Source organism: Nonomuraea sp. NPDC049684 (genome assembly GCF_044465345.1).
In the GTDB taxonomy this organism is placed as follows: Bacteria; Actinomycetota; Actinomycetes; order Streptosporangiales; family Streptosporangiaceae; genus Nonomuraea.
In genome coordinates this window covers 249552-274232 of the sequence record NZ_JBITLO010000013.1, presented here as the reverse complement: position 1 = coordinate 274232, position 24681 = coordinate 249552, and the positions used below count along the sequence as shown (strand labels likewise).

The window sequence follows — 24681 nt, the reverse complement described above, 5'->3', positions numbered from 1 at the left end:
ATTTACGCAAGAAGGCTATATTTGCCCAAAAGTGGAGGTGTAAGTTGTAACTGCCTTATGTCCGCTTTGTGATGAAGTGGGGGTCAATCGTCGAGGCCGCGGGCCGACAGCGCCTCGCCCAGCGCGTCCGCGTGCCGCAGAGCGCCCACCACCAGCGGCACCGCGAAGGCCCGCACGCTGCGCTCGACCCCCCGCGCCCGCTGCGCCTCCCTGATCCGCACCGCCAGCGACGCCACCACCGGCACGCTGCGCACGGTGAGCGAGAGCAGCAACGACAGCCGGAACGGGTCCAGCCCCACGAACCTGACCGGCGACAGGACGCGTTCCAGCGCCGCCAGCATGTCCGCCGTCCGCGTGGTGAGCGTCACCAGCCCCGCCAGCGCCACGGCCAGCACCACCCGCAACGTCGAGGACACCGCCGCGTCCAGGTCCGCGAACACCAGTTGGAGCACGAACAGCGCCACCGCGAACCAGCGCACCGGCCGGACCTGCGCCCACGCCGCCCGTCCCCCCACCCGCGCCGACGCGTACAGCGCCGCCGCCACGACCGCCGCCCCCGCCAGCGCCACCGGCGCCCGCAACAGCACCAGCACCGTGCACGACACCGCCAGCCCCGCCAGCTTGACCCCGGGCGGCAGCCGGTGCAGCCACGAGCCGCCCGGCACGTACGCCCCGGTGAGCCCGTTCACGCCATCAGCTCGGTGTAGTGGCCGATCGCCTCGGCCGGCGTGCCGTCGGCGACCACCCGGCCCTCGTCCAGGACCAGCACCCGGTCGAACCCGGCCAGCAGCGGCAGGTCGTGCGTCACCGCCACCACCTGCTGCGGCATCTCCCGCAGCAACGCGGCCACCTGCCGCGAATGGCGCAGGTCGAGCAGCGTCGTGGGCTCGTCCATGACCAGGATGTCGGGTTCGAGGACCATGACCGCGCACAGGGCCAGCAACTGCTTCTGGCCGCCGGACAGGTGGTGGGCGGGATGGTCGGCGTGCCCGTCCAGGCCGTGCCGGGCCAGCACGTCGTGCACCCGGCGCTCGACCTCCTCGCGCGGCAGGCCCTTGCGGCGCAGGGAGAAGGCGACGTCCTCGGCCACGGTCGGCATGACGATCTGCGCGTCGGGGTCGGTGAACAGGAACCCCACCCGCCGCCTGATCCGCGCGGCCTGACGGCGGGTGTCCAGGCCGAGCACGGTGACCTCGCCCGAGGTGGGCACCGCCAGGCCGTTGATCAGCCGGGCCAGCGTGCTCTTGCCCGAGCCGTTCGCGCCCACCACGCCCACCCGGCGCTCGGCCAGGCTCGCGGTGACGCCGCGCAGCACGTCGCGGCCGCCCAGCCGGACGTGCACGTCGGCGAACTCGATCACGCGACCACCTCGAACAGCGCGGCCACGCCCAGCCCGCCGCCCACCGCGGCGGCCGCCAGCCCCAGCGTGCCCGCGGGCGCCCCGGCCCGCACCAGCCTGGAGAACAGCCTGGTCACCACCACCGCGCCGGTCGCGCCCCACGGATGGCCGAGCGCCAGCGCGCCGCCGCCCGCGCACACCCGATCGCGGTCGCCGTCCAGCGGGTCGAGGCCGAGCGCGTCGGTGACGGCCAGCACCTGCGCCGCGAACGCCTCCACGATCTCCACCGCGGCCACCCGTCCCATGTCCACCCCCGCACGTGCCAGCACCCGGCGGACCGCGGGCACCGGCCCCCACCCGGGCAGCGCCGGATCGCACCCGACGACGGACCCGGCCAACAGCCGCAACCCCGGCAGGCCGGCCCGCTCGGGCGCCAGCGCCACGGCGGCCGCGCCGTCGCTGACCGGGGAGGAATTACCGGCGGTCACTGTACCGCCCGGCACGAACGCCGCGGGCAACCGGGCCAGCGACGCCGCCCGCAGCGCCCGGGGACGCTGGTCCTCGGACCGGCCGCCGACCGGCACGATCTCCTCGTCGAAGGCGCCCGCCGCGCGGGCGGCCAGCGCCTTGGCGTGGCTGAGGCGGGCGTAGTCGTCCTGGCGGTCGCGGCCGATGCCGTACGCGCCGGCCAGGGCCTCGGCGGCCGGGCCCATGTCGGGGTCGGGGTGGCCCTCGGGTGCGAAGGGCGCCCGGTCGTAGGGACGGTCGGAGCCCCGCGGGGTGCGCAGCGGCGCGGTCGAGGCGCTCTCGGCTCCCCCGGCGATCACCAGGTCCATCTCCCCCGCGGCCACCGCCTGGCCGGCCACCAGGATCGCCGCCAGCCCGCTGCCGCACTGCCGGTCGACGGTCAGGCCGGGCACGCCGTGGCCGAGCCCGGCGGCCAGCGCCGAGACCCGGGCCACGTTCCCGCCGGGGCCCATGCAGTTGCCGAGCACCACGTCGTCCACCGGCCGGCCGGCCTCGGCGGCCACCGCCTCGATCACCGGGGCGGCCAGCCGGTCGACGGTCACGTCCTTGAAGGCGTGCCCGGCCGTGCCGATCGGCGTACGGCGGGCCGCCACGACGATGGGTCGTCCGCCCACGTCAGACCAGCCTCCGCAGCTCGGGGTCGCCGCCGGCCAGCCGGTCGGCCACCAGGCCGCGCGCCGGCTTGCCCGACCCGGTGCGCGGCAGGGCCGGGACGGCGTACCAGCGGCGGGGCCGCTGCGCCACGTCCAGCCCGCTGCGCGCGACGGCCTCCAGCAGCGCGCGCGGCGGCGGCGAGGCGCCCTCCACCACCGCGGTCACCACCGAGCCGAGCGACGGGTGCGGCGACCCGATCACCACGATGTCCCCCACACCCGGCACGTTCCGCAGCACCGCCTCGACGTCCTCGGGCACGACGGTCGCGCCGCCGGTCTGGATCGCGCCGTCGCCGCGCCCGCGCACCCGCAGCACCTGCCCGGCCCGGTACGGCTCGGCCAGGTCGCCGACCGTCATCCAGCCCGCGCCGTCGCGGCGCAGCGGACCCCTCGCGCCGCCCAGATAGCCGTCGGCCAGCCACGGCGAGCGCGCCCACACCTCGCCCAGCGCGCGCCCCGGCTCTGCCCTGACCTCGATCTCGACCTCCGGAAAGGCGCGCAGCCCGCCGCCGTCGGGGTCGAAGGCCACGAACGACAGCTCGGTCGCGCCGTAGTAGGACATCACCCGCACCCCGGCCCGCCCGGCCAGCTCCCGGGCCTGCCCGCTCAGCGCCGCGCCGCCGACGACGGCCGTACGCAGGCCGGGAGCCTGCTCCAGCACCTCGGGCAGCCGGTGGGGCACCAGGTGGATCGCGGTCGCCGCGCGCAGCGACGCCGCCGAGGGCCGCCCGCCCGGCACCACCGCGGTCGCGCCGACGGCCAGCGTGTGCACGGCGGCGAAGGCGTACAGGGAGGAGACCAGCGGGCCGGGCACCAGGACGACGTCGTCCGGCCCGATGCCGGTCAGCTCGGTCAGGTGCGGGAAGGAACGCGTCCAGGACGCGCGGGTGCGCGTGACCGCGCGCGGCCGGCCCGTGCTGCCGGAGGTGAAGCACGCCCACGCCCGGTCGCCGGGGCGGGGCTCGGGCACGAGGGGCGCGCCCGGCGCGGACGTCAGCGGCTCGTCCACCCGCAGGTCGGCGCCCGCCGCGCCGGCCACCCGCGCCCACCGCTGCGGGCTCCAGGCCGGATCGCCCACCAGCGGCGTCACCCCCGCCAGATCGGCCGCCAGCACCGCGACCAGCAGCTCGACCGGGTCATGAAGGGCGATGGCGGCCAGCTCGCCGCGCCCGCGCAGCCGCCGCGCGCCGCCCTGGACGCGTCCGGCCAGCTCGCCGTAGGTCAGCGAACCGGCCGGGCCGCGCAGCGCGACCCGGGACGGGCTGTCGGCGGCGTGCCGCAGGACGTGCCCGGCGACCGGCATCAGCCCACCCGCTCGCGATGGACGGCCGGAACGGCGTCGGGATAGGCGCGCTGCGTGCCCCTGGCCACCAGCGCGGCCACCACCGCCTTGAGCGCGTCGCCCGGCAGGAACACGGCGCTGAGGGACAGCGCCTTGGCCAGCGGCAGCCCGGTGACCAGCGCCTGCACCGGCACGCCGACCAGGTAGACCACACCGATGCCGCCCACCGCGCACGCCACCAGCAGCCGCAGCAGGCTCGGCGTCCGGCCGGCCCGCTCCACCAGCAGCCCGGTGACCGCGGCCCCGGGGACCCAGCCGATCAGGAACCCGGCGGAGGCGGCGGTGAACACGCCGAGCCCGCCCCGCCCGCCCGCCAGCAGCGGCAGCCCGGCCGCGACCAGCACCAGCAGCACGACCACCGCCAGCGCCCCCCGCCGGCTGCCGAGGATGGCCCCGGCCAGCATGACGCCGAGCGTCTGGAGAGTGATCGGCACCGCGTTGCCGAACACGTTGACCGCGCCCGGCGCGCCCAGCACCGCGATCAGCGCGGCGAACACCGCGATCCTGGCCAGGTCACCGGTGGGGAACCGCCGCCGTCTTCCTGCGTTCATCATGAGGACGATCCCACACCAGAACGGGTCGATCCCGCATGCAGGGTTCCCACAACAGCGGTGGCTACGCCTTGTCAGAGGCGCTCATGCAGTGCGCCGTCCGGAACGCGTTGGTGATCTTCGTGTGCCAGGAGTCCAGGTCGCGGGCCGACAGGGTGGCGTTCGGGAAGGTGACCGTGACCCGGCGGGACACCCCGGAGATCGTCGCCGCCATGGAGACGTGGATGCGGTCGGGGATCACCGTCGTGCCGTCGGGGTAGTGCACCTCGACGCGGTAGTCGGCCACCGCGCCGCCCTTGGCCTCCAGGCAGGCGCGGGCGCCGTTCTCGACGCGGAGCATCAGGCCCTGGTTGATCTGCCTGCCGCGCATGGGGACCAGGTTGTAGCGCATGCTGGCGCCGGAGAAGGAGGAGGCGATGAGATGGCCGCCCTGCCAGTCGCCGCTGCCGCCCCAGTTGCCGACGGTGGCCTCGCACCCGCTGCGCGCGGCCGCCTTCCTGGCCAGTTGGGGGGCCAGGGCCTGGGCGGGCCGTCCGGCGCCGTCGGTGGTGTAGGTGCGCGAGCCGTCCTTGTAGGTGTGGTTCTTGGCCAGGTGCCGGACGCAGGCGGCGGCGTCCGTGCCGGCGGCCTGGGCGGGGGCGGCCTGGGCGGGGGCGGTCAGGGTGGCGGCCGCCAGCGCGGCGGCGCACAGGACAGGGGGGAGCCGGGTCATCGGCATGAGAAGGCATTCCTCTCGCGGGGGGACGCACGACGGGCCCGCTCCGGCGGGCTGCCTCGCCCGGTCGGCGAGCGCGTCGGCTTTGTCGCGATAGTGATGCCCCGACGACGTTGTAGCGGAACGTTGCTGGAACGCTACTGTTCGTAGTGATTACAGGTAGGTCGCCCTGTTCAGGGCTCGACGACGGCCCAGCCGTGCGGGGGCAGGGTCAGCAGCGAGCCGTCCAGGACGCCGTCGCCGGCCGCCAGGCTGCCGGAGAAGGGCAGCCTGACCTGGGACGGCTCGTCGGAGGTGCTCAGCGCGACGGCCAGCGCGTGGCCGCCGGAGCGGCTCTCGTAGGCGTAGAGCTGGTTGGACAGGACCAGGTCGGTGGTGTGGGCGCGCGACAGCCACCGGTGCCGGCGGCGCAGCGCGACGAGCCGCTTGTGCAGGTCGAGGACCGGCAGGCCGGACGGCGGCATCTCCAGCGGGGAGGCGGGGAACGCCGGGCGCACGGCGTCGTCGCCGCCCTCGCGCTCCTCCTTGACGCCGCGCAGGGCGTACTCGTCGCCGGCGTACAGCGAGGGCGTGCCGGCGACCGTCATCAGCACGGCCAGGGCGTGCGGCAGGTGGCGCTCGTCGGCCAGGCGGCTGGCCAGGCGGGTGACGTCGTGGTTGCCGACGAACGTCAGCGGCACGAACGACTCGGCGAAGGCGGTGTGGCGCTTGAGCGCCCAGGCCAGCTCGAAGGCGTTGCGGTCGTTGAGCGAGCTCCAGATCGCCTTCCACAGCTCGTACTGGGTGACCGCGTCCACGCCGGTCTCGGCCACGAACGCGGCGTAGTCGCCGTGGATGACCTCCCCCACCACGTACGCCTCGGGCCGCCCGCGGCGCACCAGAGGCAGCACCCGCGCCCAGAACTCCGGCGGCACGGCGTAGGCGGCGTCCAGCCGCCAGCCGTCGGCGCCGCGGTCGAGCCAGTGGGCCATCACCGCCGCGACGTGCTCGGCGACGGCCGGCTCGGCGTGGTCGAACGCGACGAGCGACTGGTGCCCCTCGAAGTCGTCGTGCGCCGGAGCGCCGCCGCCGTCCGGCCAGCGCAGCCGGAACCAGCGCGCGGCCGCCGAGCCCGGCCCCTCGCGCAGGGCCTGCTGGAAGCGCGGGAAGCCCCGGCCCACGTGGTTGAAGACGCCGTCGAGGACCACCCGCAGCCCGCGCTCGTGCGCGGCCGACACCAGCGCGTCGAAGTCGCCGTCGTCGCCCAGGCGCGGATCGACGCGGAAGTGGTCGAGGGTGTCGTAGCCGTGGGTCTCGGCGGCGAAGATCGGGCCGAGCTGCAGCCCGTCGGCGCCCAGCGCGGCCGCGTGGTCGAGCCACGGCGTCAGGCCCGCGAGCCGGTGGGTGACCCGCGGCACGGCGGCGCGCTCGGCGCCCAGGAAGCCCAGCGGGTAGACGTGCCAGAAGATCGCCTGCTCTGCCCAGGACGGCACGTCAACCCCCCGATGAAGATCCGAAGCCCATTCTAGGCGGGGCCCCGCCACCGCCCGCCCGCCGGGGCCCCGACCGCCTCACGCGCGAGCCGCGACAGTGGCGCCGCGACGCCTCCCCCGCCGACCGGCCCGCCCCGCCTCATGCACGAGCCGCGACGCCTCACGCGCCGGCCGTGAGGTGCTTGTAGAAGAAGCTGCAGTCGAGCGGGGTGCCGTCGGGGGCGCCGGCGTAGCCGGGCACGACGCCGTAGCGGGTCCAGCCGCCGGTGAGGTAGACGTGCTCGGCGGCGCTGCCGGTCTCGGTGTCGAGCACCAGCAGGCCGGCCCCGGCCGCGACGGCGCCCTCCTCGGCGGCGGCCAGCAGGAGGCGGGACAGCCCGCGCCCGCGCGCCCGGCGGTGCACCAGGAGCTTGACCAGCTCGGCCCGGTGCCGCGAGTTGGGCTTGCGGGCCGGCACCAGGCTGACCGTGCCGGCCAGGAAGCCGTCGGCGTCGCGGCAGCCCCACACCGCCATGCCGCCCTCGGCCACCGCCGCCTCCTGCTCCCGCCACCAGGCCGCCGCCTCTTCCGGGCCGAACGGCTTGAGGAAGCCGACCGAGGCGCCGCCGTCGACGGCGTCGGCCAGCAGCACGGCCAGCTCCTCGACGCTGCCGGCGAACTCCTGCGCGGACATGCGGGTGACGGTGTGCACGAGAGGGCTCCTTCTGCGGGAGGGGGCTTGGCGCGGGCTGCGTTCAGGGCAGGACGACGAGCAGGGCGTAACGGACCGGCGCGGGCCCCGGGCAGCGGAAGCGCGACCGCCCCCACAGGCGGAACCGCAGGCAGTCGCCCGCCTCCAGCCGGTGGACGCGGCCCTCGGCGGTGATCTCCACGACGCCCTCCAGCACCCAGACGTGCTGTTCGAGCCCGGCGACCGGCGGCTCGTCGTAGGCGATGTCCGCGCCCGGCCGCAGCCGCCCCTCGACGACCTCGCCGCGCAGCCCCGGATGCGGCGGCGAGACCGAACGACGCTCGAAGCCCGAGCTCTCGTCCCGCCACACCGCCTGGGACGCCGCCCGCACCACCTGCGCCGGCTCCGGCTCCACCTCGGCCAGCAGGCGCGACATCGTGCGCCCGTAGACCGCGCAGAGCTTGTTGAGCAGGGCGGCGGTGGGGCTGATCTCGCCGCGCTCCAGCCGGGACAGCGTCGAACGGCTGATCCCGGCCCGCCGCGCCAGCTCGTCGAGCGACCAGTCGCGCTCGACCCGCAGCTCGGCGAGCCGCCCGGCCAGCCGCTCGTCCAAATCCTGTCCCATATCCGGGACGATATCCCAGATACGGGAAATCAGCGACCGCCCTTCCGGCGGATCCTGATGTCCCGCATGTCGGTCACCGCCACCTTCAGCACCCGGTAGGGCACCCCGTACGCCTCCAGCGCCGCGACCGCCCGGCCGGTGGCCTCGTGCTCCCCGTCGTCCGGCCCGGCGGGCACCTGGCAGCGGAAGGTGAACGCCGACACGGTGCCGTCATGGGTGAACGTGCCCGCCTCGGTGAAGGCCGTGTCGTGCGCCGCCAGCACCGCGGCCCGCCCCTCCTCGTCGATCCCGTCGAACTTCCCGCGGATGGTGACCCGGAACAACGCTCAGCCCTCCCGTACGGCATAGGTCAGCAAGGGCTCGCCGAACAGGCCCTCGGTCACGTCCAGCAGCTCCAGCACGGCCTCGGCGATGGCGTCGGGCCGCTCACCGGCGGCCACCCGCCTGCCGACCTCGGCGTACACCAGCGAGTGCAGGCAGCCGATCTGCCAGGCGACGGCCCGCGGCAGCGGATCGCCCGGCCCGGCCCCCGTTTCCTCGGCCAGCGTGACGGCGAGCGCGTCGGTCATCTGCCGGCCCAGCTCCTCCAGGCGCGCCCGCAACGTGGGAGCGGCCAGCATCATCTCCAGCACCTGGCCGAACCCGTCCGTCAGCCCCAGGCTGCGCTCGCGCCCGCGCACCTCCTCACGCAGGCGGGCGAGCACCGCCCGGGCCGCCGACACGCCCGGCGCGCGCTCGCGCACGATGTCGGCCAGCCGCTGCGGCGAGGCCTCCTCGGGCGGCAGCACGAGATCTTCCTTGGCGGTGAAGTAGTTGTAGAGCGTGTTCACCGACACCTCCGCCGCCGCGGCGATCTCGGCGATCGTGACCTGGTCGAAGCCGCGGTCGACGAACAGCCCGATCGCCACGTCGGAGAGGTGCCGGCGGGTCTTGCGCTTCTTGCGCTCGCGAAGCCCTTCGGTCATGACAGGACTCTACTGCAAAAGTGAAGTGGATTGCAGTTTTAGGGCCGTCATCGGGATTCGACGTCGGCGGCGAACCGGTCCCACGCCGCCTGGCGGGTGATGCCGAGGGCCTCGCCGATCCTGGCCCACGTCACGTTGCGGTCGCGCAGGATGCCCACCCAGGCGCGCAGGTCGCGCTCGGCCTGTTCGAGGGTGAGCGCCTGGCGGGGCAGGGCGGCCAGCACGTCGTCGTCGGACATGCCGGTGACGTACCTGTCGGCCGGGTCGGGGCCCGAGTGGGGGTGCGACGTGCCGTCCGGCGCGGCCTCGCCCTCCTGGCTCTCCTTGCGGAGCTCGTCCTGGACGATCTGGTGGCTCAGGTCGACGCAGGCGTCGCAGATGTAGACGCCGGGGCCCGCGACGACCTTCCTGACCTCCTCCTGCGACTTGCCGCAGAACGAGCATCTCGTCACCGGCCGACCGACGGGCGCCGCCTCGTGGGCGCTCCTGCTGTGTGTCGTCATGCTGTCAGCCTGTCCTTGACGGCCCGCCGTGTCAAGGGAAACCTGACGGCCGTCGGGGGCGTCGGGGGCGTCGAGGCCGTCCGGGCCGCCGGCGAACGCGCGGCGGGCGTGCGGCACCAGCGCCCGCACCGCCGGGCCGCCGCCCTCCCGCCAGACCAGCGCGAGCAGCGCGGGCGCCCGCACGTCGTCGATGAGCAGCGCGGTGAGCCGGTCGCGGTGCGGCGCGGCCATCGACTCGCTGAGTATCGCCACCCCGAGGCCGCGGACGGCCAGGCCCGCGATGGCGTCGGCGGCGCCGGCCTGCAACGCGATCGCCGGCCGCACCCCCTGGGCCGCGCACGCCTCGTCGAACACCGCCCGCAGCCCCGTGCCGCGCGGCATGCACACGATCGCGTGCTCGCCCAGGTCGCGCAGCGCGAGTCGCCCCCGACCGGCCAGCGGATGCTCCGGCGGGACGGCCGCGACCAGCCGCTCGCTGACGATCGTCAACGACTCCAGGCCCTCGGGGACGGCGTTCGCGGCGCCGATGAGCGCCAGGTCGAGCGCGCCGCCACGGACCCCCTCGACCAGCTTGTCGGAGTTGTCCTCCAGCATGGTCAGCTCCACGCCCGGATGCGCCCGGCGGAAGGCGGCCAGCGCGTCGAACAGGGGCGTGATCGTGCAGCCGAGCACCATGCCGACCGTCAGCGTGCCGCGGATGAGGTCGGTCACCTCGCCCACCGCCTGACCCACCGCACCGGCGGCGGCCAGCGCGGCGCGGGCGTGTTCGAGCGCCGCCTTGCCCGCGACGGTGAGCGTGGCCACCCGCGCCGACCGGTCGAACAGCTCGGCGCCGAGCTCGCGTTCGAGCTGCCGGATCTGGGCGCTGACGCCCGACTGGCTGATGTGCACCCGCTCGGCCGCGCGGGTGAAACTGCGCTCCTCGGCCACCGCGACGAAGTACTCCAGCTGCCTCAGTTCCATAACCTCAGATTGTACAACCCATCACAATCATCTGTTGGACTTCTGGCGTGCAGGACGGCAGGCTGGCACCATGACCACATACGAGAAGGCCATGCGGCCCGAGGACATCACCCGCCTGTTCGTCGAGCGGTCCAACGCCGGCGACGCGGCCGGCGTCGCCGCGCTCTACGAGGAGGACGCCGTGCTCGCCTACCCGCCCGGCAGCCGGACCGTCGGACGGGCCGCCATCCAGGAGCTGTGGGAGAAGGTGCTGGCCGGCCGTCCACGCTTCGAGCCGGAGCAGCCGCTGCCGACGCTGGTCAGCGGCGACCTCGCCCTCACCTCGACCCCGCCCAAGGACGGCTCGGGCGCCCGCGCCCAGGTCGTGCGGCGCCAGCCCGACGGGAGCTGGCTGCGCGTCCTCGACCAGCCCGAGTTCGTCCAGCCCGGCGAGCGCGCCTAGGCCGGGACGGCGGCGCTGACGGTGGTGCCCTCGCCGGGCACGCCGCGCACCGACAGGCGCCCGCCCAGCCCGGCGAACGCCGCGCGCATCCGGCCGACGCCGCCGCCCGGGGCCGCGGAGGCGAAGCCGCGGCCGTTGTCGCTGATCGTCAGGCGCAGGCCCTGGGGCCCGGCGGTCACGGCGAGCGAGGCGGTGCTCGCGCCGCTGTGGGCCTCGACGTTGCCCAGCGCCTCTTCGGCGACCGCCAGCACGGCCCGCCGCCACGCCGCCGCCACGGGACCGGCGGGCAGCGCCCAGACCTCCACGGCGATCCCCGTGCGCTCGGACCACCGGCCGCACAGGCTCTCCAGCTCGCCGGCCAGAGCCGGCCCGGCCTTGTCCATGATGCCCGTCATCGCATCTCCTCCGGACGCCCTTCCCCTTGGACGGGTGGGACTGCCCTGAGCATGGCGACCGGGGCGTTGAGCCTGTGTTGAGCCGTCGTTGAGCCCTCACCCGGGCACGATCGTCGAAGCGTAGCACCGCAGCGCCGACGGCCCGCCGGTCAGCCGGCGGGCGTGCCGCCGGCTGCGAAGGGGTCCAGGCCGGTCAGGGCGGCGCTGGCGGCCCACAGGCGGGCCGCGAGCTCGGGGTCGGCCATGTGCCCGCGCACCGGTTCGCGGGCCGGCAGGCCGCGCATCCCCAGCACCCTGGGCCCCCACAGCTCGCCGCCGCGTACCGAGGGATCCAGCACGGCCCGCACCGCCGGCCACGCCGCGGCCTCCTTGCCCTGCAGCAGCAGCCCGGCGGGCAGGCCGCGCAGCCGCTCGCCGGCGGTGCGCGGCCGGACCGGCCGCGAGGGCGTCAGGGAGTCGAGCGCGCCGCCGGGATGGGTGACCACGCTCGCCGTGGTGGCGCCCGCGGCGCGCAGGCGGCGGTCCAGCTCGAAGCCGAAGAGCATCTGCGCCAGCTTCGAGCGCGCGTACACCCGCTTGGGCCGGAGGTCGCCGCGGCTCTGCAGGTCGTCCAGGTCCAGGGTCTCGGACCTGGCGGTGAGGCTGCCGGTGGTCACGATGCGGGCGGCGGGGGCGGCGGCCAGCAGCGGCGCCAGGTGCGCGACCAGCGCGAAGTGGCCCAGATGGTTGGTGGCGAACATCAGCTCGTGGCCGTCCTTCGTCTCGCGCCGCGGCGGGTGGTCGAGCAGCACGCCGGCGTTGCACACGACGGCGTCCAGGCTCGGCAGCCGCAGCGCCGCGACGGCGGGCCCGATCGAGGCGAGGTCGGCCAGGTCGAGCGGCACGTGCCGGACGCGCGCGCCCGGCACCCGGCCGCGGACGGACAGCGCGGCGGCCTCCGCCCTGGCGGGGTCGCGGCTGCCCAGGATCACGGTGGCGCCGGTGCCGGCGAGCTGCTCGGCCACGAAGTAGCCGATGCCGGCGTTGCCGCCGGTGACCAGGAAGTGCCTGCCCGGTGCGGACGGCAGGCGCCGGACGTCCCAGGGCGCGGAGGGAGAGGACACGGGGGCTCTTTTCTATAGTCGCTATGAATTCAGAATCATTCTAGTTTTTGCTAGGATGAGAGCATGACGACAGGACGCCGCGAACGCAAGAAGGCGCAGACCCGCAAGGCCCTGGCCGAGGCCGCGGTGCGGCTGTTCGCCGAGCACGGCTACGACGGCGTCACCGTCGCCCGGGTCGCCGACGAGGCCGACGTCTCCATCGCCACCCTGTTCGCGCACGTGCCCGACGGCAAAGACGCGCTGATCTTCGACGACGGCGACGAGCGGCACGTCTGGCTGGCCGCCGCCGTCCGCGAGCGGCCCGCCGGGCAGAGCGTGCTGGCGGCCCTGCGGAAGTGCCTGGCCGAGCGGGGGCCGTTCGCCGGCGACCTGCCGCCCGAGCAGCGGCGCAAACGCGACCTGATCGTGGGCACGCCCGCCCTGCGGGAGTACTCGCGCCGCCTCTGGATCGCCGCCGAGGGCCCGCTGGCCGAGGCGATCGCGGCCGAGACCGGGCGCGACGCCGCCGACATGACCGTGCGCGCGCTGGCCCGCTACGTGCTGGAGATCCCCGAGCTGGCCGGCGCCGAGCCCGACCCGCGGGCCGCCCTCGACGCCGTCTTCGACCTCCTGGAGTCCGGCTGGTCCGAGCGCGCCTGACGGCGGGGCGTTGACGCGGCGGACCCGGCTCTGGTCCGCTGTACGTCACTGATCATCGACTTCGGGGAGCGAGCCCGTGAGGTTTCCCAGGCGCCTGGCCGCTGTGATCGTCTCGTCGATGCTGGCCGTCTCGGCCGTGCCCGGCCCGGCCCGTGCGGCCACGCCCGTCACCGTCTGGCACTGGAACGCGGCCGGCAACACGCTCAACCACGGCTCGACCGGCAACAGCATGGTCCGGGCCGCCGTGAGCTCGATCGTGGCGCGGGGCGCGACCCTCGTCTCGTTCAACGAGCTGTGCGCGAGCCAGTACCAGGCGCTGGTCACCGGCCTGCGGGAGGCCGGCTGGCCCGCTGACGGCGGCAACTTCGCCCGGTTCGTCGCCACCTACCCCGCCATGGCGGGCGGCCCGTGCGGCGGCGGCGAGTACGGCAACGCCCTGTTCAGCAAGCAGCCCCTGGGGGCCGCCGAGCGGATCACCCTGCCCGACGACGGCAAGACCGAGCAGCGCAAGATGATCTGCGCCCCCTTGCAGTCCCGCCCCGCCCTGCGGTTCTGCGTCACGCACACCACCTACGTGGACGCCTACCGCGCCGCCCAGCTCGACGCCGTGCTGACCAGGCTGGAGGCGTACCACGCGGCCGGTGGCACGGTGGTCGTCGCGGGCGACTTCAACCTGCCGCCCGACGCCGCCCGCCTGAACGGCTACTACTCCCCCACCGTGAACACCGCCAACAACGGCGGCAACACCGGCCGCTACCACGAGCTCGACGACGCCGACGCCGGCAACTGCCCCGGCTACGGCGAGCTGACCGTCAGCACGCCGGACGGCAAGGGCCCCTGCGGCTCGGGCACGAAGCTCGACATGATCTTCGCCAGGGCCGACCGGATCAGCGGCGCCTACGCGGCCGACTCGCTCGCCCCCGCGACCACGTGCGCCGGCAACCCGGGCGGCCTGTGCTCCGACCACCGCGTGCTGGTGGGGACCGTCACCCTGTCGTGAGCCTCGGCCCGTCCCTCCGACGCTCACCGCCCCGGCCGGACCAGCAGCGACGCGACCGCCAGGAGGGCGGGGAGAGCTTTGCGATACATGCGCGTCACTTCACCGCGGCCGGGTGACGCGCGCCCGCCCTGGACGGGACGCCCCCGGAGCCGCCACCCGAAGATCGCGTGAACGCCCGGACCCCGCTGACAATCCCCTGTCAAACAGCGGCCACCCACCTTGTCGGGCAGGTCGCGCGGGCGCACAGTCGAGGCACGATCGCCCCCCAGGAGGATGGATGAACGGAAGACCCGCCCCCCATCGTCACGCCACGACCGCGGTAAGACGTCTCTTATCCGCTGGTCTGGCCGTGTTCGCCGCCGCCTTCCTCGTCGCGACCCCGGCCGGGGCCCTGGCGCTGCCGACGGCCAAGGAGCTCGTGTCGAGCCTCGACCTCGACTGCTTCAAGACCACGACGTACCAGCCGCCGGCCGTCGCGCTGTCGCTGCGGCACATCAACCCGGTGCTGGCCAACCAGCCGCCCGTGCAGGTCACGCTCGGCCCGCGTGAGCAGGTCTGCGTGCCGGTGGCCAAGAACAACGTCATCCCGCCGTCGCCCGCGCTCGACTTCGTCAGGTTCGTCGACCTGTCCTGCTACCGGGTGAGCGGCCCGCAGATCAACCTGCCGCTGTCGCTGCGCCACCTCAACCCCGTCCTGCAGGGGCTGCCCGGCCTCAGCGTCACGCTCACCTCGCCCCAGCAGCTGTGCGTGCCGGTCAGCAAGAACGGGGTCGTCCCGCCGCCGGAGGTGCTGAACGTCGTCTCGCACATCGACCTGCTGTGCTACGCGCACACGCCGAACCCGTCGATGAACAAGGCGCTGAACCTCACGCAGCTCAACCCCGTCCTGGTCAACCAGATCCCGCCCAGGACCGTGCAGGTGGGCGCCGCCCGTCAGCTCTGCGTCCCGGTGCAGAAGAGCGGCGACCAGATCCCGGCGGACGTGTTCGCCCTCGTCCGCTGGATCGACCTGGAGAAGTTCGACGTCTCCAGCCCGGCGACACCCATCGTGCCGCTGACGCTGAAGCACCTGAACCCGGTGCTGGCGAACCTGCCCGCCGAGGAGCTGCGGCTCAGCGGCGCCTCGCAGCTCGCCGTGCCCGTCTCCAAGAACGGCGCGGTGCCGCCCGCCTGACGCACCCGGCCGGGCCGGTCGTTCCGGCCCGGCCGCCTTCCCCTCGATCCCGGACAAAGGATTCCCCAGCTTCGGGTCGTCCCGAGAGTGGCGTCCGCCTGGCAGCGGTATGACCTGTTTCCGGCAGGTCGCGACGCATTCGGGGGAACGGTGGGAATGTCCTGGCGAGCGGTGGTGACGGTGCTCGCCGCCGTGACGCTGACCGGCGGTTGCGGCGACGGCAGCGGCCCGGACGGCTCGGGAGCGGGCGGCGCCGGGCCCAGCGCGCCCAAGCAGGCCCGGCCGGTCATCACGCCGGACGCCCAGATCGTCCCCGACGACGCCGGCGACCTGCCCGACCCCACCATGCAGGTCGGACTGGACTGCCAGAAGATCCTCCAGGACCGCGACTTCGCCGGACCGGCGGCGCAGAAGATCGACACGGTGGCCGCCGACCCCCGCAGCTCCGACAGCGAGAAGGCGGTGGCCGACGCCTGCGGCGCGGTGATCAAGGCGAACAGCGGGCAATGGAGCGAGGCGATCAAACGGGCCGACGCCGCCAACAGTCTCCGCGGGGCCGTTCCCGAACAGATGCGGCGGCCGGTGCTCGGCATGCTCGACCAGGCGGAACTGGTCAGCGCCGCCGCGCTGGGCGAGGGCGACAGGGTCCGGCAGGTCATCGCCCGCATCGAGCGGGAGGGCGGCCAGGTCCCGGACGGCTACCTCAGGAACGCGTGCGCGGTGGTGTCCGGCACGCAGACCCTCCCGGAGTGCGCGACGCTCACCGCCTCCCCCGGCTCCTCGCAGCCTCCGTCCCAGTCCACGTCGGGGCCCACGTCCGAGCCTTCGCCGGAGCCGTCGCAGCCGTCGGAGCCCGCCGGGACTTCGCCGGGCGAGCCGTCCCCCGGAGCGCCCGGCACCGAGCCCGGCGAGCCACCGGACACCGGCGGCGGGACCGGGCCGCCGCCGGAGGACACCGGCCCGGCGCCGGCCCCGTCGTGACCGCCCCACCGCCCGCCGCCGACCCCCCGGACGACGCGGCCGACGCTGACGACGGCGGCGGCGCCGGCCAGGACGTGTCCCGCCTGTGGCGGATCCTCGCCCACGTCGTGACGCCGACCACCTTCATCGCCGCCATCATGGTGTACTTCGGGGCGGTCCGTACCAACACCATGTACGCCCGCCTCGGCGTGGACCAGAGCATGCTGGGCCTGTCCCTGCAGGACTACGCGCTGCGCAGCGTCACGCTGGCGGCCGAGCCGCTGATCCTCGTGCTGGTGACGGCCCTGGTCGCGCCGCCGGCGCACGCGTGGCTGACCCGGTCCGCCGAGCGGCATCGTTCCTTCGCCAGGTGGGCGGTCCGGGTCATGGCCGTCCTGGGGGTGGCGGGGGCCGCGCTGGGCATCGCGAGCCTGGCCGGATGGCGGCCGCTGCCGCCCTACGCCATGCCGCTCTGCCTGGGCCTGGGCGTCTTCCTGCTCGTCTACGGCGCCTCCCTGCGGCAGCGGCTCGACCGGCGTCCCACGCCCTCCGCCACCGACCAGCTCGTCCGGCGCACGCTCTGCACGGCGCTGCTGCTGTTCCTGCTGCTGTGGGGGATCACTCTCTTCGCGCAGTCACGCGGCGCGCGGGAGGCCGACCGGACGCTGGCCGACATGCGCAGGCTGCCGAGCACGGTGGTCTACGCGGCCCGGCGCCTGAACCTGGAGGGGCCGGGCATCACCGAGACCGCCCTGCCCGACCCCGGCGCGATGTACCGCTACCGCTACACCGGCCTGCGCCTGCTGATCAACTCCAACCAGCGGTACTTCCTCCTGCCCGCCTGCTGGATGTCCGACCTGTCGGCGCGGGCGATCGCCCTGCCCGCCGACGACTCGCTGCGCCTGGAGTTCGGCGTCTTCCGGCTGCCCCCCGACTGCCCGCCCTGATCGCCCGCCACGGCAGGGGGCGACGAGGCGGTGCGCCGCCTTCTCCCTCTACGGCCTTCCGGATTGACATTGCTAGCTATTTCAGTCATGTTTGAAATAACTAGCAACAAGCATGGAGCAAGCCATGGAACACGTGACCTTCAACAGCCTCGGCACCCGCTGCGCGGGCGATCTCTACCTGCCCGAGACGGGCGACCCGGTCCCCGGGCTGGTGCTCGGGCACAGCGGCGTGATGGTCAAGGAGGCGCTGGCGTTCTTCGCGCCCTACTTCGTCAAGGCCGGCTTCGCGGTGCTGGCCATCGACTACCGCACCGTCGGCTCCAGCGAAGGCGAGCCGCGCGGCCTGGACCACCCGGAACGGCAGGTGGAGGACTTCCGCAGCGCCGTGTCCTACCTGCAGACCCGTACCGAGGTGCAGCCGGAGCGGATCGGGGTGTGGGGGGTGAGCATCGGCGGCTCGGTGGCGGCCCAGGCCGCCGTGCTCGATCGGCGCATCAAGTGCGTCGTCGTGCAGAGCCCCAGCGTGTGGAACGGATGGCGGTACATGGAACGCCTCCTGGGCCGCGCCGGTGTCCACGCGCTGCGCGACCGACTGCAGCAGGACTGGCAGCGGCGCTACGAGGGCGGGCAGAGCGCCCGCGTGCCGCACCTGACGCTGGAGGGCGACAGCGTGAAGGACACCCCGGACATGTCGACCCGCCTGTTTCCCACCTACCGCAACGAGAAGACCCTCGACTCGGCCGAGCACCTGCTCACCTTCGCCCCGGAGAACCTCATCCACCGGCTCGCGCCGACGCCGCTGCTGATGATCGCCAACGGCGGCTGGGACCCGTACCACATGCTTGAGGAGGCGCAGAGCGCCTTCGCCAGGGCGGGCGAGCCCAAGCGGCTCGCGGTGCTGCCCTACGACGTGCTCGGCCTCTACACCGGCCCGGGCCTGGAGGAGGCGACGGCGCTCGCGATCGAGTGGTTCGACCTCCACCTGCGCAGGACCCGGCTCGCCGACATCACCCCGACACCCACCTACGAGTCGGTGGCCGCCATGACACAGTGAACCGGCACACGATCAACGACGGAGGATGCGACGATGAGCGCTGAGGACCAGCAGGACCGGCTGCTGCGCTGGGTGGAACGGGTGGCGACGTTCTGCGTCGAGGAGTGGGGGTTGCCGCCCATCACCGGACGCATCCTCGGCTGGCTCATGATCTGCGATCCGGCCGAGCAGTCCGCCGGGCAGATCGCGGACGTCATCCAGGCCAGCCGGGCCTCGCTCACCTCGAACATGCGCTTCCTCACGGCCATCGGCCTGGTCAAGAAGGTGAGAAGGCCCGGCGATCGCGTCTCCTACTACCGCATCGAAGACGACGCCTGGCAGAAGGTCATCCAGCGCAAGCTCGAAAGCCTGAGCGCCTTCGGCGAGATCGCCGACGAAGGCGTCGACCTCGCCGGCGGCGACGGGCACCGCACCGAACGCATCAAGGCCGCCCACGACTCCCTGACCTGGCTGCAGAACCTCGCGGCCCGTCATCCGCTACGCCGTTAAGGAACCCCCATGCACCGCCGGCAACCCAAGCTAGGGCTGATCCAGGAAACGCTGCTGCTCACTCTCCACGCCAGAGCCCTGGACGCCCGGCAGCCCACCCCCATCCTCGGTGACACGCGCTCCGCCGACCTGGCCGACACCATCGACTACGACTTCGGCAGGCTGGAGGTCAAGCCCAGCCTCGTCCTCACCACGGCGCTGCGCGCCAAGAAGCTCGACGGCGTCGTCCGCGCCTACGTCGCCGCCCATCCTGGATGCGTGGTCCTCGACCTGGGCTGCGGCCTGGACACCAGGATGTCTCGCTGTGATCCGCCGCCCGGCGTCGACTGGTACGACATCGACTTCCCGGAAGTGGTGCGCCTGCGGGCCGAATGCCTGCCCGGCCGTTCCCACCTGGTCGGAGCCGACCTCACCCGCTCCGACTGGCTCACGGCCATCCCCGGTGACCGGCCGGCGATGATCGTCGCCGAGGGGCTGCTCCCCTTCATGCCCGGCGACTCCTTCCAGACGATGACCCGCGCGCTGGCCGGCCACTTCCCTTCGGGCGAGCTCGCGCTCAACGGCTACACCCGCTTCGCCGCCTGGGCCATGAAGTACCACCCGACCATCAAGGCGCTCGGCATCAAGGCCGCCCAGGGCTTCGACGACCCACACGAGCCGGAGTCCTGGGGCGCCGGCCTCGAACTGATCGAGGAGCAGATCCTCACCCGCGCACCGGAGACAGCCCTGTTCCCGCAGCCCCTCCGCGCGCTCACCCGTCTCACCGCCCGCAGCACGGCGCTGTCGCGGCAAGGGGCGCGCATCCTCCGCTACCGGTTCTGACGCTCCGATGACGGAGTGAGCGGTCCCCGGGCGTGCCGGCTACCCGTCTTCACGCAGATGTGCCGCGCGGCCACGGCTCAGGACCGCCGCGATGGGTACGGCGGCGGCCAGGCCGCTCAGCAGTACGGCGGCCAGCGCTCCGAGGATGGCCGGCTCGTTGCCGAAGGCGAGCCCGACGGCGGCGAGTGCCGGTCCCGCGTTGCGCACCGCCGCGACCGAGCCCATGGTGGTGCGGCGTGCCGGGGCTCCGGTGGCGAGGGCCGCGCCCAGCGCGAAGGCGACGGCGGAGAAGACGAAGCCGGCCAGCAGGCTCAGTGAGCCGATCAGCGCGACGACATCGCGCCAGTTGCCGGCGAGCATGCCCACCAGCACGATGAGGAAGGTCACGTTCGACGTCCCGGCGGCCACCGGATGCCAGGACAGCGCTGTGGACGGCGCGTAGTGGCGGACGACCAGCCCGACGGCGAACGGCACGAGCTGGAGCACCGCCACGGTCAGCATCAGCGCCGGGACGTCGAGCGCGACTCCGCCGCCCACAGCCGCCGCCTTGAGCAGGACGTTCGCGGTCGGTCCGAAGGTGATGCTGCCGACGGCGGCCAGCAGCACCTGCATGGCCGCGCCCGCGACCACGTCGCCGTTCTGCACCATGCCGAGTTTCGCGCCGAACGGCCCGCCGGGTGAGGACGCGATCAGCAGCAGCGCGACGGAGGCCGCCGCGGGCAGGCCGAACAGCGCGGCCACGCCCCAGCCGAGGAGCGGGACGACCACCAGGTTGGCCAGGAGCACGAGCACGAGCAGCACGACGTTCGTCAGGACGGCGCGCAGGGCCGGCAGCGTCGTCCCGAGGCCGGCGGCGAACATGGTGGCCGCGATGAAGGCGATCGTGATGGCGTTGAACAGCAGGTGCAGCGCGTTCATGTCGGCTCCTGGCGTCGGCTTGGTCAGTCTGAGAGGTCGCCGAGCCAGCGCAGCGCGGTCAATCCGGGCATGAAGCAGTATTCGCCGCCGCGCGTGACGACGAAGCGCGGCAGCGAGCACAGGCGCCGCCGTACGGGACGCCGGGGGATGGTGAAATCACCGGAGCCGTCGGCGGAGCCGACGACGGGGTCCTTCTCGTCCCCCGCGCCGAAGAAGACGCCGTCGTTCATCCATTCGGACTGGACGAACTCGAACTGCCGCCCGAGATGGGCCCCGACGAAGGCGAACATCAACCCCCGGTCGGCGCCGTCGTCCTCCAGCACGCCATCGGGCAGCGGCGGGCCGTACACGGTGCCTCGCCTGATCATCCGGTGCAGCCTGGGCACCCCGGCCACCTCCGCGTCCCGGGGGTTGCCGCGGCGGATGTGGCTGCCGCGGGGCGTGATGAGTCCCGCCGGGTCGTCCTGTTGGTAGAGGAAGCTGTTGCGGTACGGGTCGGCGTCGAGGCGGGGATCGTCGTGCGCCGGGCTGAGGGCCAGGGGCGCGCCGCTGCGCCAGCGGCCCATGATCTTCGCCGCCAGCAGTTCCTCGTCCTCGGGGCCGGTGGCGTTGTCCCTGAGGAAGCGCCGGAAGGCGCCGACGCGCTGGTGGAGCTTGCGGAAGGCCACGTAGCTGCCGTTGCGTCCCAGCACATCGGGCTGAGTGGTCTGGACGCCGCCGAGCTCGTCGGGGTGGCCGAGCACGAACTCGCCGGCCTTGAGCGGCGTCTCCAGCGTGTTGGACCCGGCCGTGCCGCTGCCCTCGATGGCGGGATGGCTGATGCCGTCGCGGTAGCCGAAGGGTTCGGTCTCGGTGGGCAGCGCGTGGCAGTTCTGCCGCCAGATCGCCGTCACACCGGGAAGCGCGTCGTAGGCGGTCCGGGCGCGGTCGACGGCGGCCTCCAGCCGTGCGCTGTCGGGTGCGAGCGCCACCAGGACCACGTGGACGTCAGACGTGCCGAGCGGGGACTCCCAGTTCTCGGGGCTGCTCTCGCCGACGTCGCCCAGCGCGCCGGCCCGTGCCGCCATGCCCTGCCGGAACTCCCAGGCGAAGGTGTCCAGCCACTCCTGCCGAAGGCCGAGCGCCCTGAGGCCGTGGTAGGTGAGCGCGACGCTGACCCAGGTCTCGCCCAGCGGGCTGACCACGTCGGCGGCCGAGGTCACCACGGCGCTCACGCGCCGCATCAGCTCCCGCCCCTGATCGCGGTCGTCGATGCGGAACAGGATGTAGGTCGCCGCGTACGGCGTCGGCCTGGGGCTGAGAACCCCGCGCTGGATGTCGCCGAGGTCGAGCTCGACCTGGGCGTGGCTGCGCTCGCTCACCGGAATCCGCCTTCCCGTCGTCCTACTTCGCCGAGAGGAGGTTGTTCCAGAACGTGCGCAGGCTCTCGTCGACCCCGAACAGCGAACTGAAGATCGTGGTGTCGGCGAAGATGACGTCCCCCGCCCGGTCGCCGGCGGGCGGCATCCACAGGAACATGTTGAACTCGGTGTTGCCCGCCTCGGTGAACGGGTGCGGCGGCCTGGACATGTCGATCGGCTGCCTGCCCAGCACATGGATGACGTCCGGGTCGTCGGTGGTCACGGCGTAGTGGGGCAGGTGCATGTGGAAGTTGAAGCTGGAGACCCCTCTCAGCCACCCCTTGGTGTCCAGGTCCCCGGCGATCGACAGCGGGGCGCTCTTGCCCACGTCCGTCACGGCGGGACGCAGGCCGTAACGGTTCTCGACCGGTATCCCCAGCCCTTCGATCAGCGAACGGGTGTACCTGCCGAAGCGTTGCCTGCGGGGCACCAGCGCGTCGCCGTGATGGTGATATTCCAGGTCGCGGACCGTCATGTCGTCCGACGCGCCGACGTCGTGATGCGGCCCCAGGGCCAGGCAGGTCCCTTCACGGGTGAGCCAGTCACGCAGCGCCTCGATCTCCGCGGGCGTGGCGTCCTGCCCGGTGATCATGTGGTCCAGCCCCCAGACGAACAGGGTGTCGGTGTCGGCCAGCACCCGCTCGTCCAGCGGGGTGTGGAAGCCCGCCTGGTCGACGCGCTGGTACACGGGGACCTGGAATCCGGTCCTCTCCTCGACGAACTGCTGGAAGGGCAGCCAGCCCCAGAAGAACAGCTCCAGCCCGCCCGCGATGCCCTGCTGGAAGCGCAGCGGATCCGACCACTGCGGGTCCTCGTACGCCGGCCACTGCACGCGCCGGACTTCGGTCATCGTGGAGAACCGGTCGTCCAGGCGGGTCACGTCCGCGCCGGCCTCGGCGGGATAGCTCCACGCGACGTAGATGCTCAACCGGCGCCGGCCGGAGGTGTACGGTCGCGGCACATGGTTCTGGTTGTAGGTTCGCGCGGTCATGGACTGGGTCATGTCGAACTCCGCAAGGCGCTGGTCGATGTCACTGCAGCTGGTCGAGCATCTCCGACAGGGCGCTCTTGATCCGCAGGGCCTTCTTGATCTCGTCGGCGCTGACGTAGGGGTACTCGCCGTACTCGATGAAGCTCGGGCACTGGTGCTCGCGCACGTACCTGACGAACGCCTCGGGGTTGCTCTTCCAGTCCTCGGGGAACCCCACGAGGTTCTCGAAGACCGTGCTCACCCCCACCTTGCTGAACAGCGCGACGGCGTCCTCGGTGTACTTGTCGAAGTCGGTGTCGAAGATCCCCTGGTACATGAAGCGGGTGTCGTCGTCGAAGAGCACCCAGCGCAGATAGTGCAGTTTCAGGGGCGCGAGCAGGTGCGGGTCGTCCTCCAGCGCCCTGGCCAGCACGTGGCCGTGGTCACGGATCGCCTCCGCCCGGCCGGGCTTGATGTCGGCGATGATGGTGAACCCGTAACACGCCGGGGTCCGCGGGTAGATGGGGCCGTACTTGCCCTGCTCCAGGTGGTCGGTGTCCTTGGGGATGGCGACCGCCTTCGGCTTGATCTCCATAGCCGTCCCTCTCCAACGTTCTGTTCGAGGGGGAAGGATGAAGCAGCCTGACCTGCCCTATTGTCCCATACGGGATGCCGCCTGGAAGTTCCTGGTGGCGGCGCCCCCGGACGGGGTCCACCGGCCCCTGCTGCCTTACACTCACGCCCATGATCGAGTTGGCTGACGGTACGCGGCTACGCACGTGGACCACGGGCTCGGCGATCCCTCAGAGATTTCCCGTGGTCATGTTGCACGGCGGTCCGGGAGTCCCCGACTATCTCGCCCCGGTCGCCGGCATCATCGACGACCTGTGCCTGGTCCACCGCTACGACCAGCGCGGCGTCGGCGGATCGCGCTGGGAGGGAGAGCACACGATCGCTCGCCACGTTGACGACCTGGCGTCGTTGCTCGATGCGTGGGGACACGACCGGGTCGTTCTGGTGGGTCACTCGTACGGAACCAATTTGGCCGGCTACTTCCTGCTGGCCCATCCCGAGCGCGTGGCCGGACTGATCCAGATCGCCGGGCCCTTCCTGGATCCTTGGCGGGACGCCGACCGAGCAGCACAGCGAGCACGACGCACTGGCGAGCAGCAGACCAGGCTCGACGAACTCGACGCGATCGAAGCGCGCACGGACGCCGAGGAGATCGAGTACCTCACCCTGTCGTGGTCGACCGACCACGCCGACCGGACCCGGGCATGGGATTGGGCGCTGTCATCGGCCCGCACGCTGCGGCCCGTCAACTACGCGATGAACGCCCAGCTCAACGCAGCGAAGAAGGCCGACCCGCTCGAATCGCACGTGGACGAACTGCGCGAGCACCTGCCGCCCGGCGCGGTGATCATCGGCGGGGGCGGCGACAGCCGCCCCGCTGATGCCCTGCGACGTCTCGGAACACGCCTCGACTGCGAGGTCGTCATCGTTCCCGACGCGGGACACCATCCATGGCTGGAAGCGCCAGACCAGTTCGGTGCGGCGTTCCGCGCAGCAGTGGAGGGGCAGGCCCGAAGGGCCGGCTGACGGGTGATCCAACGAAATTCGTTCGGCCTGCGGTTCCTTCACAGCAGGCCCAGGCCGCATCGTGCAGGTCAGGTCCCAGGTGGTTGCCGTACATCGCGCCGGGCTCGGCGAAGGTGTCGGTGCGCCGGTCGACCGCCTGGTAGCCCCAGAACCGGCCGCCGAAGCCGGGGACCTGCACCAACGACGGCCGCGCCGACCGCCCAGCGACGCCGAACTCGCCATCACCGCTGCCGGCCGAAGCAGGTGCCGTGGCGGCTCGGCTCCACGGCACCTGCTCGGTTCATGGAGCTAAGGAAGGAGCCGACGAGTTCGGCGAACTCCTCCGATGTCATGATCCGCACCCCCAGGTTTTCGGCCTTGGCCCGCTTGGAGCCGGCCTTCTCCCCCGCCACCAGCAGCGACGTCTTGGCCGAGACGCTGGAGGACGCCTTGCCTTCTCTGAA

General features: G+C 73.3%; 28 protein-coding genes and 1 pseudogene. 10 read left to right on the top strand and 19 right to left on the bottom strand.

All coding sequences use genetic code 11. The features are described from left to right. Positions 1-83 precede the first annotated feature (83 nt). From ACIBST_RS35050 to ACIBST_RS34990, 13 genes and pseudogenes are all read right to left on the bottom strand, one after another. Positions 84-689 carry an energy-coupling factor transporter transmembrane component T family protein gene (locus tag ACIBST_RS35050; RefSeq protein WP_397177878.1) on the bottom strand — a complete coding sequence of 202 codons (606 nt, stop codon included), beginning with the start codon at positions 687-689 and terminating at the stop codon, positions 84-86. Then, a complete protein-coding gene (locus ACIBST_RS35045) occupies positions 686-1360 on the bottom strand; it encodes an energy-coupling factor ABC transporter ATP-binding protein (protein WP_397177877.1) in 675 nt (224 codons plus the stop codon). Before ACIBST_RS35045 ends, ACIBST_RS35050 begins: the two co-directional genes overlap by 4 nt. After that, a complete protein-coding gene (locus ACIBST_RS35040; RefSeq protein WP_397177876.1) occupies positions 1357-2481 on the bottom strand; it encodes a thiolase family protein in 1125 nt (374 codons plus the stop codon). The genes ACIBST_RS35045 and ACIBST_RS35040 overlap by 4 nt, the downstream gene beginning before the upstream one ends. 1 nt (position 2482) lies before the next feature. Beyond that, on the bottom strand, positions 2483-3823 hold the full coding sequence (locus ACIBST_RS35035) for an AMP-binding protein (RefSeq protein WP_397177875.1): 1341 nt from the start codon (positions 3821-3823) through the stop codon (positions 2483-2485). Beyond that, entirely contained in the window at positions 3823-4416 is a 594-nt protein-coding gene (locus tag ACIBST_RS35030) for a biotin transporter BioY (RefSeq protein WP_397177874.1), read from the bottom strand. Before ACIBST_RS35030 ends, ACIBST_RS35035 begins: the two co-directional genes overlap by 1 nt. Before the next feature lie 61 nt (positions 4417-4477). Continuing rightward, entirely contained in the window at positions 4478-5131 is a 654-nt protein-coding gene (locus tag ACIBST_RS35025; protein ID WP_397177873.1) for a DNA/RNA non-specific endonuclease, read from the bottom strand. 170 nt (positions 5132-5301) lie between these two features. Continuing rightward, positions 5302-6600, bottom strand: coding sequence for an alpha-amylase family protein (locus ACIBST_RS35020; protein ID WP_397177872.1), 1299 nt, complete (start codon positions 6598-6600; stop codon positions 5302-5304). Positions 6601-6760: 160 nt separating this feature from the next. Further along, the gene (locus ACIBST_RS35015) at positions 6761-7291 is read right to left on the bottom strand and encodes a GNAT family N-acetyltransferase (RefSeq protein WP_397177871.1); all 531 of its coding nucleotides are present in this window, start codon (positions 7289-7291) and stop codon (positions 6761-6763) included. Between the two features lie 43 nt (positions 7292-7334). After that, a complete protein-coding gene (locus ACIBST_RS35010) occupies positions 7335-7487 on the bottom strand; it encodes a cupin domain-containing protein (protein ID WP_397177923.1) in 153 nt (50 codons plus the stop codon). 231 nt (positions 7488-7718) lie between these two features. Then, a pseudogene (locus tag ACIBST_RS35005) lies at positions 7719-7895 on the bottom strand (helix-turn-helix domain-containing protein); the annotation flags it as partial. Between the two features lie 29 nt (positions 7896-7924). Beyond that, positions 7925-8218, bottom strand: a complete 294-nt coding sequence (locus ACIBST_RS35000; RefSeq protein ID WP_397177870.1) for a DUF6204 family protein — start codon at positions 8216-8218, stop codon at positions 7925-7927. 3 nt (positions 8219-8221) lie between these two features. Continuing rightward, positions 8222-8860: a TetR/AcrR family transcriptional regulator gene (locus ACIBST_RS34995; RefSeq protein WP_397177869.1), complete on the bottom strand. Its 639-nt coding sequence runs from the start codon at positions 8858-8860 to the stop codon at positions 8222-8224. A 47-nt stretch (positions 8861-8907) separates the two neighbouring features. After that, on the bottom strand, positions 8908-10326 hold the full coding sequence (locus ACIBST_RS34990) for a LysR substrate-binding domain-containing protein (RefSeq protein WP_397177868.1): 1419 nt from the start codon (positions 10324-10326) through the stop codon (positions 8908-8910). Positions 10327-10396: 70 nt separating this feature from the next. On the opposite strand from ACIBST_RS34990, the gene ACIBST_RS34985 reads away from it, so the two are divergent. After that, positions 10397-10768: a YybH family protein gene (locus ACIBST_RS34985; protein ID WP_397177867.1), complete on the top strand. Its 372-nt coding sequence runs from the start codon at positions 10397-10399 to the stop codon at positions 10766-10768. Here ACIBST_RS34985 and ACIBST_RS34980 read toward each other — a convergent pair. Together ACIBST_RS34980 and ACIBST_RS34975 are read right to left on the bottom strand one after the other, a co-directional pair. Next, positions 10765-11163, bottom strand: coding sequence for a sensor histidine kinase (locus ACIBST_RS34980; protein WP_397177866.1), 399 nt, complete (start codon positions 11161-11163; stop codon positions 10765-10767). The genes ACIBST_RS34985 and ACIBST_RS34980 overlap by 4 nt on opposite strands. 149 nt (positions 11164-11312) lie before the next feature. Beyond that, the gene (locus tag ACIBST_RS34975; RefSeq protein WP_397177865.1) at positions 11313-12266 is read right to left on the bottom strand and encodes an SDR family NAD(P)-dependent oxidoreductase; all 954 of its coding nucleotides are present in this window, start codon (positions 12264-12266) and stop codon (positions 11313-11315) included. Positions 12267-12329: 63 nt separating this feature from the next. Between ACIBST_RS34975 and ACIBST_RS34970 the strand changes: the two genes are divergently transcribed. The 8 genes from ACIBST_RS34970 (at position 12330) to ACIBST_RS34935 (ending at position 19351) form a co-directional block, all read left to right on the top strand. Further along, a complete protein-coding gene (locus ACIBST_RS34970) occupies positions 12330-12905 on the top strand; it encodes a TetR/AcrR family transcriptional regulator (RefSeq protein WP_397177864.1) in 576 nt (191 codons plus the stop codon). A gap of 76 nt (positions 12906-12981) precedes the next feature. Further along, the gene (locus tag ACIBST_RS34965; RefSeq protein WP_397177863.1) at positions 12982-13905 is read left to right on the top strand and encodes an endonuclease/exonuclease/phosphatase family protein; all 924 of its coding nucleotides are present in this window, start codon (positions 12982-12984) and stop codon (positions 13903-13905) included. 277 nt (positions 13906-14182) lie between these two features. Beyond that, positions 14183-15079 carry a hypothetical protein gene (locus ACIBST_RS34960; RefSeq protein ID WP_397177862.1) on the top strand — a complete coding sequence of 299 codons (897 nt, stop codon included), beginning with the start codon at positions 14183-14185 and terminating at the stop codon, positions 15077-15079. 156 nt (positions 15080-15235) lie between these two features. Further along, a complete protein-coding gene (locus ACIBST_RS34955) occupies positions 15236-16060 on the top strand; it encodes a hypothetical protein (protein WP_397177861.1) in 825 nt (274 codons plus the stop codon). Then, positions 16057-16986 carry a hypothetical protein gene (locus ACIBST_RS34950; protein WP_397177860.1) on the top strand — a complete coding sequence of 310 codons (930 nt, stop codon included), beginning with the start codon at positions 16057-16059 and terminating at the stop codon, positions 16984-16986. Before ACIBST_RS34955 ends, ACIBST_RS34950 begins: the two co-directional genes overlap by 4 nt. A 124-nt stretch (positions 16987-17110) precedes the next feature. Continuing rightward, entirely contained in the window at positions 17111-18040 is a 930-nt protein-coding gene (locus tag ACIBST_RS34945; RefSeq protein ID WP_397177859.1) for an alpha/beta hydrolase, read from the top strand. Between the two features lie 33 nt (positions 18041-18073). Next, complete coding sequence (locus tag ACIBST_RS34940) at positions 18074-18529, top strand: GbsR/MarR family transcriptional regulator (protein WP_397177858.1); 456 nt, start codon at positions 18074-18076, stop codon at positions 18527-18529. Between the two features lie 9 nt (positions 18530-18538). Further along, positions 18539-19351, top strand: coding sequence for a class I SAM-dependent methyltransferase (locus ACIBST_RS34935; protein WP_397177857.1), 813 nt, complete (start codon positions 18539-18541; stop codon positions 19349-19351). 39 nt (positions 19352-19390) lie between these two features. Here the strand turns inward: ACIBST_RS34935 and ACIBST_RS34930 are convergent, their stop codons facing one another. Genes ACIBST_RS34930 through ACIBST_RS34915 form a run of 4 tightly spaced genes read right to left on the bottom strand, consistent with a single transcriptional unit; the run spans position 19391 to position 23234 of the window. Continuing rightward, the gene (locus ACIBST_RS34930) at positions 19391-20269 is read right to left on the bottom strand and encodes a bile acid:sodium symporter (protein WP_397177856.1); all 879 of its coding nucleotides are present in this window, start codon (positions 20267-20269) and stop codon (positions 19391-19393) included. A gap of 23 nt (positions 20270-20292) precedes the next feature. Continuing rightward, positions 20293-21630 carry a Dyp-type peroxidase gene (locus ACIBST_RS34925; RefSeq protein WP_397177855.1) on the bottom strand — a complete coding sequence of 446 codons (1338 nt, stop codon included), beginning with the start codon at positions 21628-21630 and terminating at the stop codon, positions 20293-20295. A 22-nt stretch (positions 21631-21652) separates the two neighbouring features. Beyond that, positions 21653-22660, bottom strand: coding sequence for a hypothetical protein (locus ACIBST_RS34920; protein ID WP_397177854.1), 1008 nt, complete (start codon positions 22658-22660; stop codon positions 21653-21655). 40 nt (positions 22661-22700) lie between these two features. Continuing rightward, positions 22701-23234 (bottom strand): hypothetical protein, encoded by a 534-nt coding sequence (locus ACIBST_RS34915; RefSeq protein ID WP_397177853.1) that lies wholly within the window; start codon positions 23232-23234, stop codon positions 22701-22703. Between the two features lie 149 nt (positions 23235-23383). Here ACIBST_RS34915 and ACIBST_RS34910 point away from each other — a divergent pair, with 149 nt between their 5' ends. Beyond that, positions 23384-24238 (top strand): alpha/beta fold hydrolase, encoded by an 855-nt coding sequence (locus ACIBST_RS34910; RefSeq protein ID WP_397177852.1) that lies wholly within the window; start codon positions 23384-23386, stop codon positions 24236-24238. Positions 24239-24681 lie beyond the last annotated feature (443 nt).

Bases quoted from the DNA above. Each gene is read 5' to 3' on its own strand.
- ACIBST_RS34955 (WP_397177861.1), top strand. From the start codon at position 15,236: ATGTCCTGGCGAGCGGTGGTGACGGTGCTCGCCGCCGTGACGCTGACC.
- ACIBST_RS34920 (WP_397177854.1), bottom strand. From the start codon at position 22,660: ATGACCGCGCGAACCTACAACCAGAACCATGTGCCGCGACCGTACACC.
- ACIBST_RS34970 (WP_397177864.1), top strand. From the start codon at position 12,330: ATGACGACAGGACGCCGCGAACGCAAGAAGGCGCAGACCCGCAAGGCC.
- ACIBST_RS34910 (WP_397177852.1), top strand. From the start codon at position 23,384: ATGATCGAGTTGGCTGACGGTACGCGGCTACGCACGTGGACCACGGGC.
- ACIBST_RS34990 (WP_397177868.1), bottom strand. From the start codon at position 10,326: ATGGAACTGAGGCAGCTGGAGTACTTCGTCGCGGTGGCCGAGGAGCGC.
- ACIBST_RS35030 (WP_397177874.1), bottom strand. From the start codon at position 4,416: ATGATGAACGCAGGAAGACGGCGGCGGTTCCCCACCGGTGACCTGGCC.
- ACIBST_RS34985 (WP_397177867.1), top strand. From the start codon at position 10,397: ATGACCACATACGAGAAGGCCATGCGGCCCGAGGACATCACCCGCCTG.
- ACIBST_RS34995 (WP_397177869.1), bottom strand. From the start codon at position 8,860: ATGACCGAAGGGCTTCGCGAGCGCAAGAAGCGCAAGACCCGCCGGCAC.
- ACIBST_RS34945 (WP_397177859.1), top strand. From the start codon at position 17,111: ATGGAACACGTGACCTTCAACAGCCTCGGCACCCGCTGCGCGGGCGAT.
- ACIBST_RS34960 (WP_397177862.1), top strand. From the start codon at position 14,183: ATGAACGGAAGACCCGCCCCCCATCGTCACGCCACGACCGCGGTAAGA.
- ACIBST_RS34940 (WP_397177858.1), top strand. From the start codon at position 18,074: ATGAGCGCTGAGGACCAGCAGGACCGGCTGCTGCGCTGGGTGGAACGG.
- ACIBST_RS34930 (WP_397177856.1), bottom strand. From the start codon at position 20,269: ATGAACGCGCTGCACCTGCTGTTCAACGCCATCACGATCGCCTTCATC.
- ACIBST_RS35035 (WP_397177875.1), bottom strand. From the start codon at position 3,823: ATGCCGGTCGCCGGGCACGTCCTGCGGCACGCCGCCGACAGCCCGTCC.
- ACIBST_RS34980 (WP_397177866.1), bottom strand. From the start codon at position 11,163: ATGACGGGCATCATGGACAAGGCCGGGCCGGCTCTGGCCGGCGAGCTG.
- ACIBST_RS35025 (WP_397177873.1), bottom strand. From the start codon at position 5,131: ATGCCGATGACCCGGCTCCCCCCTGTCCTGTGCGCCGCCGCGCTGGCG.
- ACIBST_RS34915 (WP_397177853.1), bottom strand. From the start codon at position 23,234: ATGGAGATCAAGCCGAAGGCGGTCGCCATCCCCAAGGACACCGACCAC.
- ACIBST_RS34935 (WP_397177857.1), top strand. From the start codon at position 18,539: ATGCACCGCCGGCAACCCAAGCTAGGGCTGATCCAGGAAACGCTGCTG.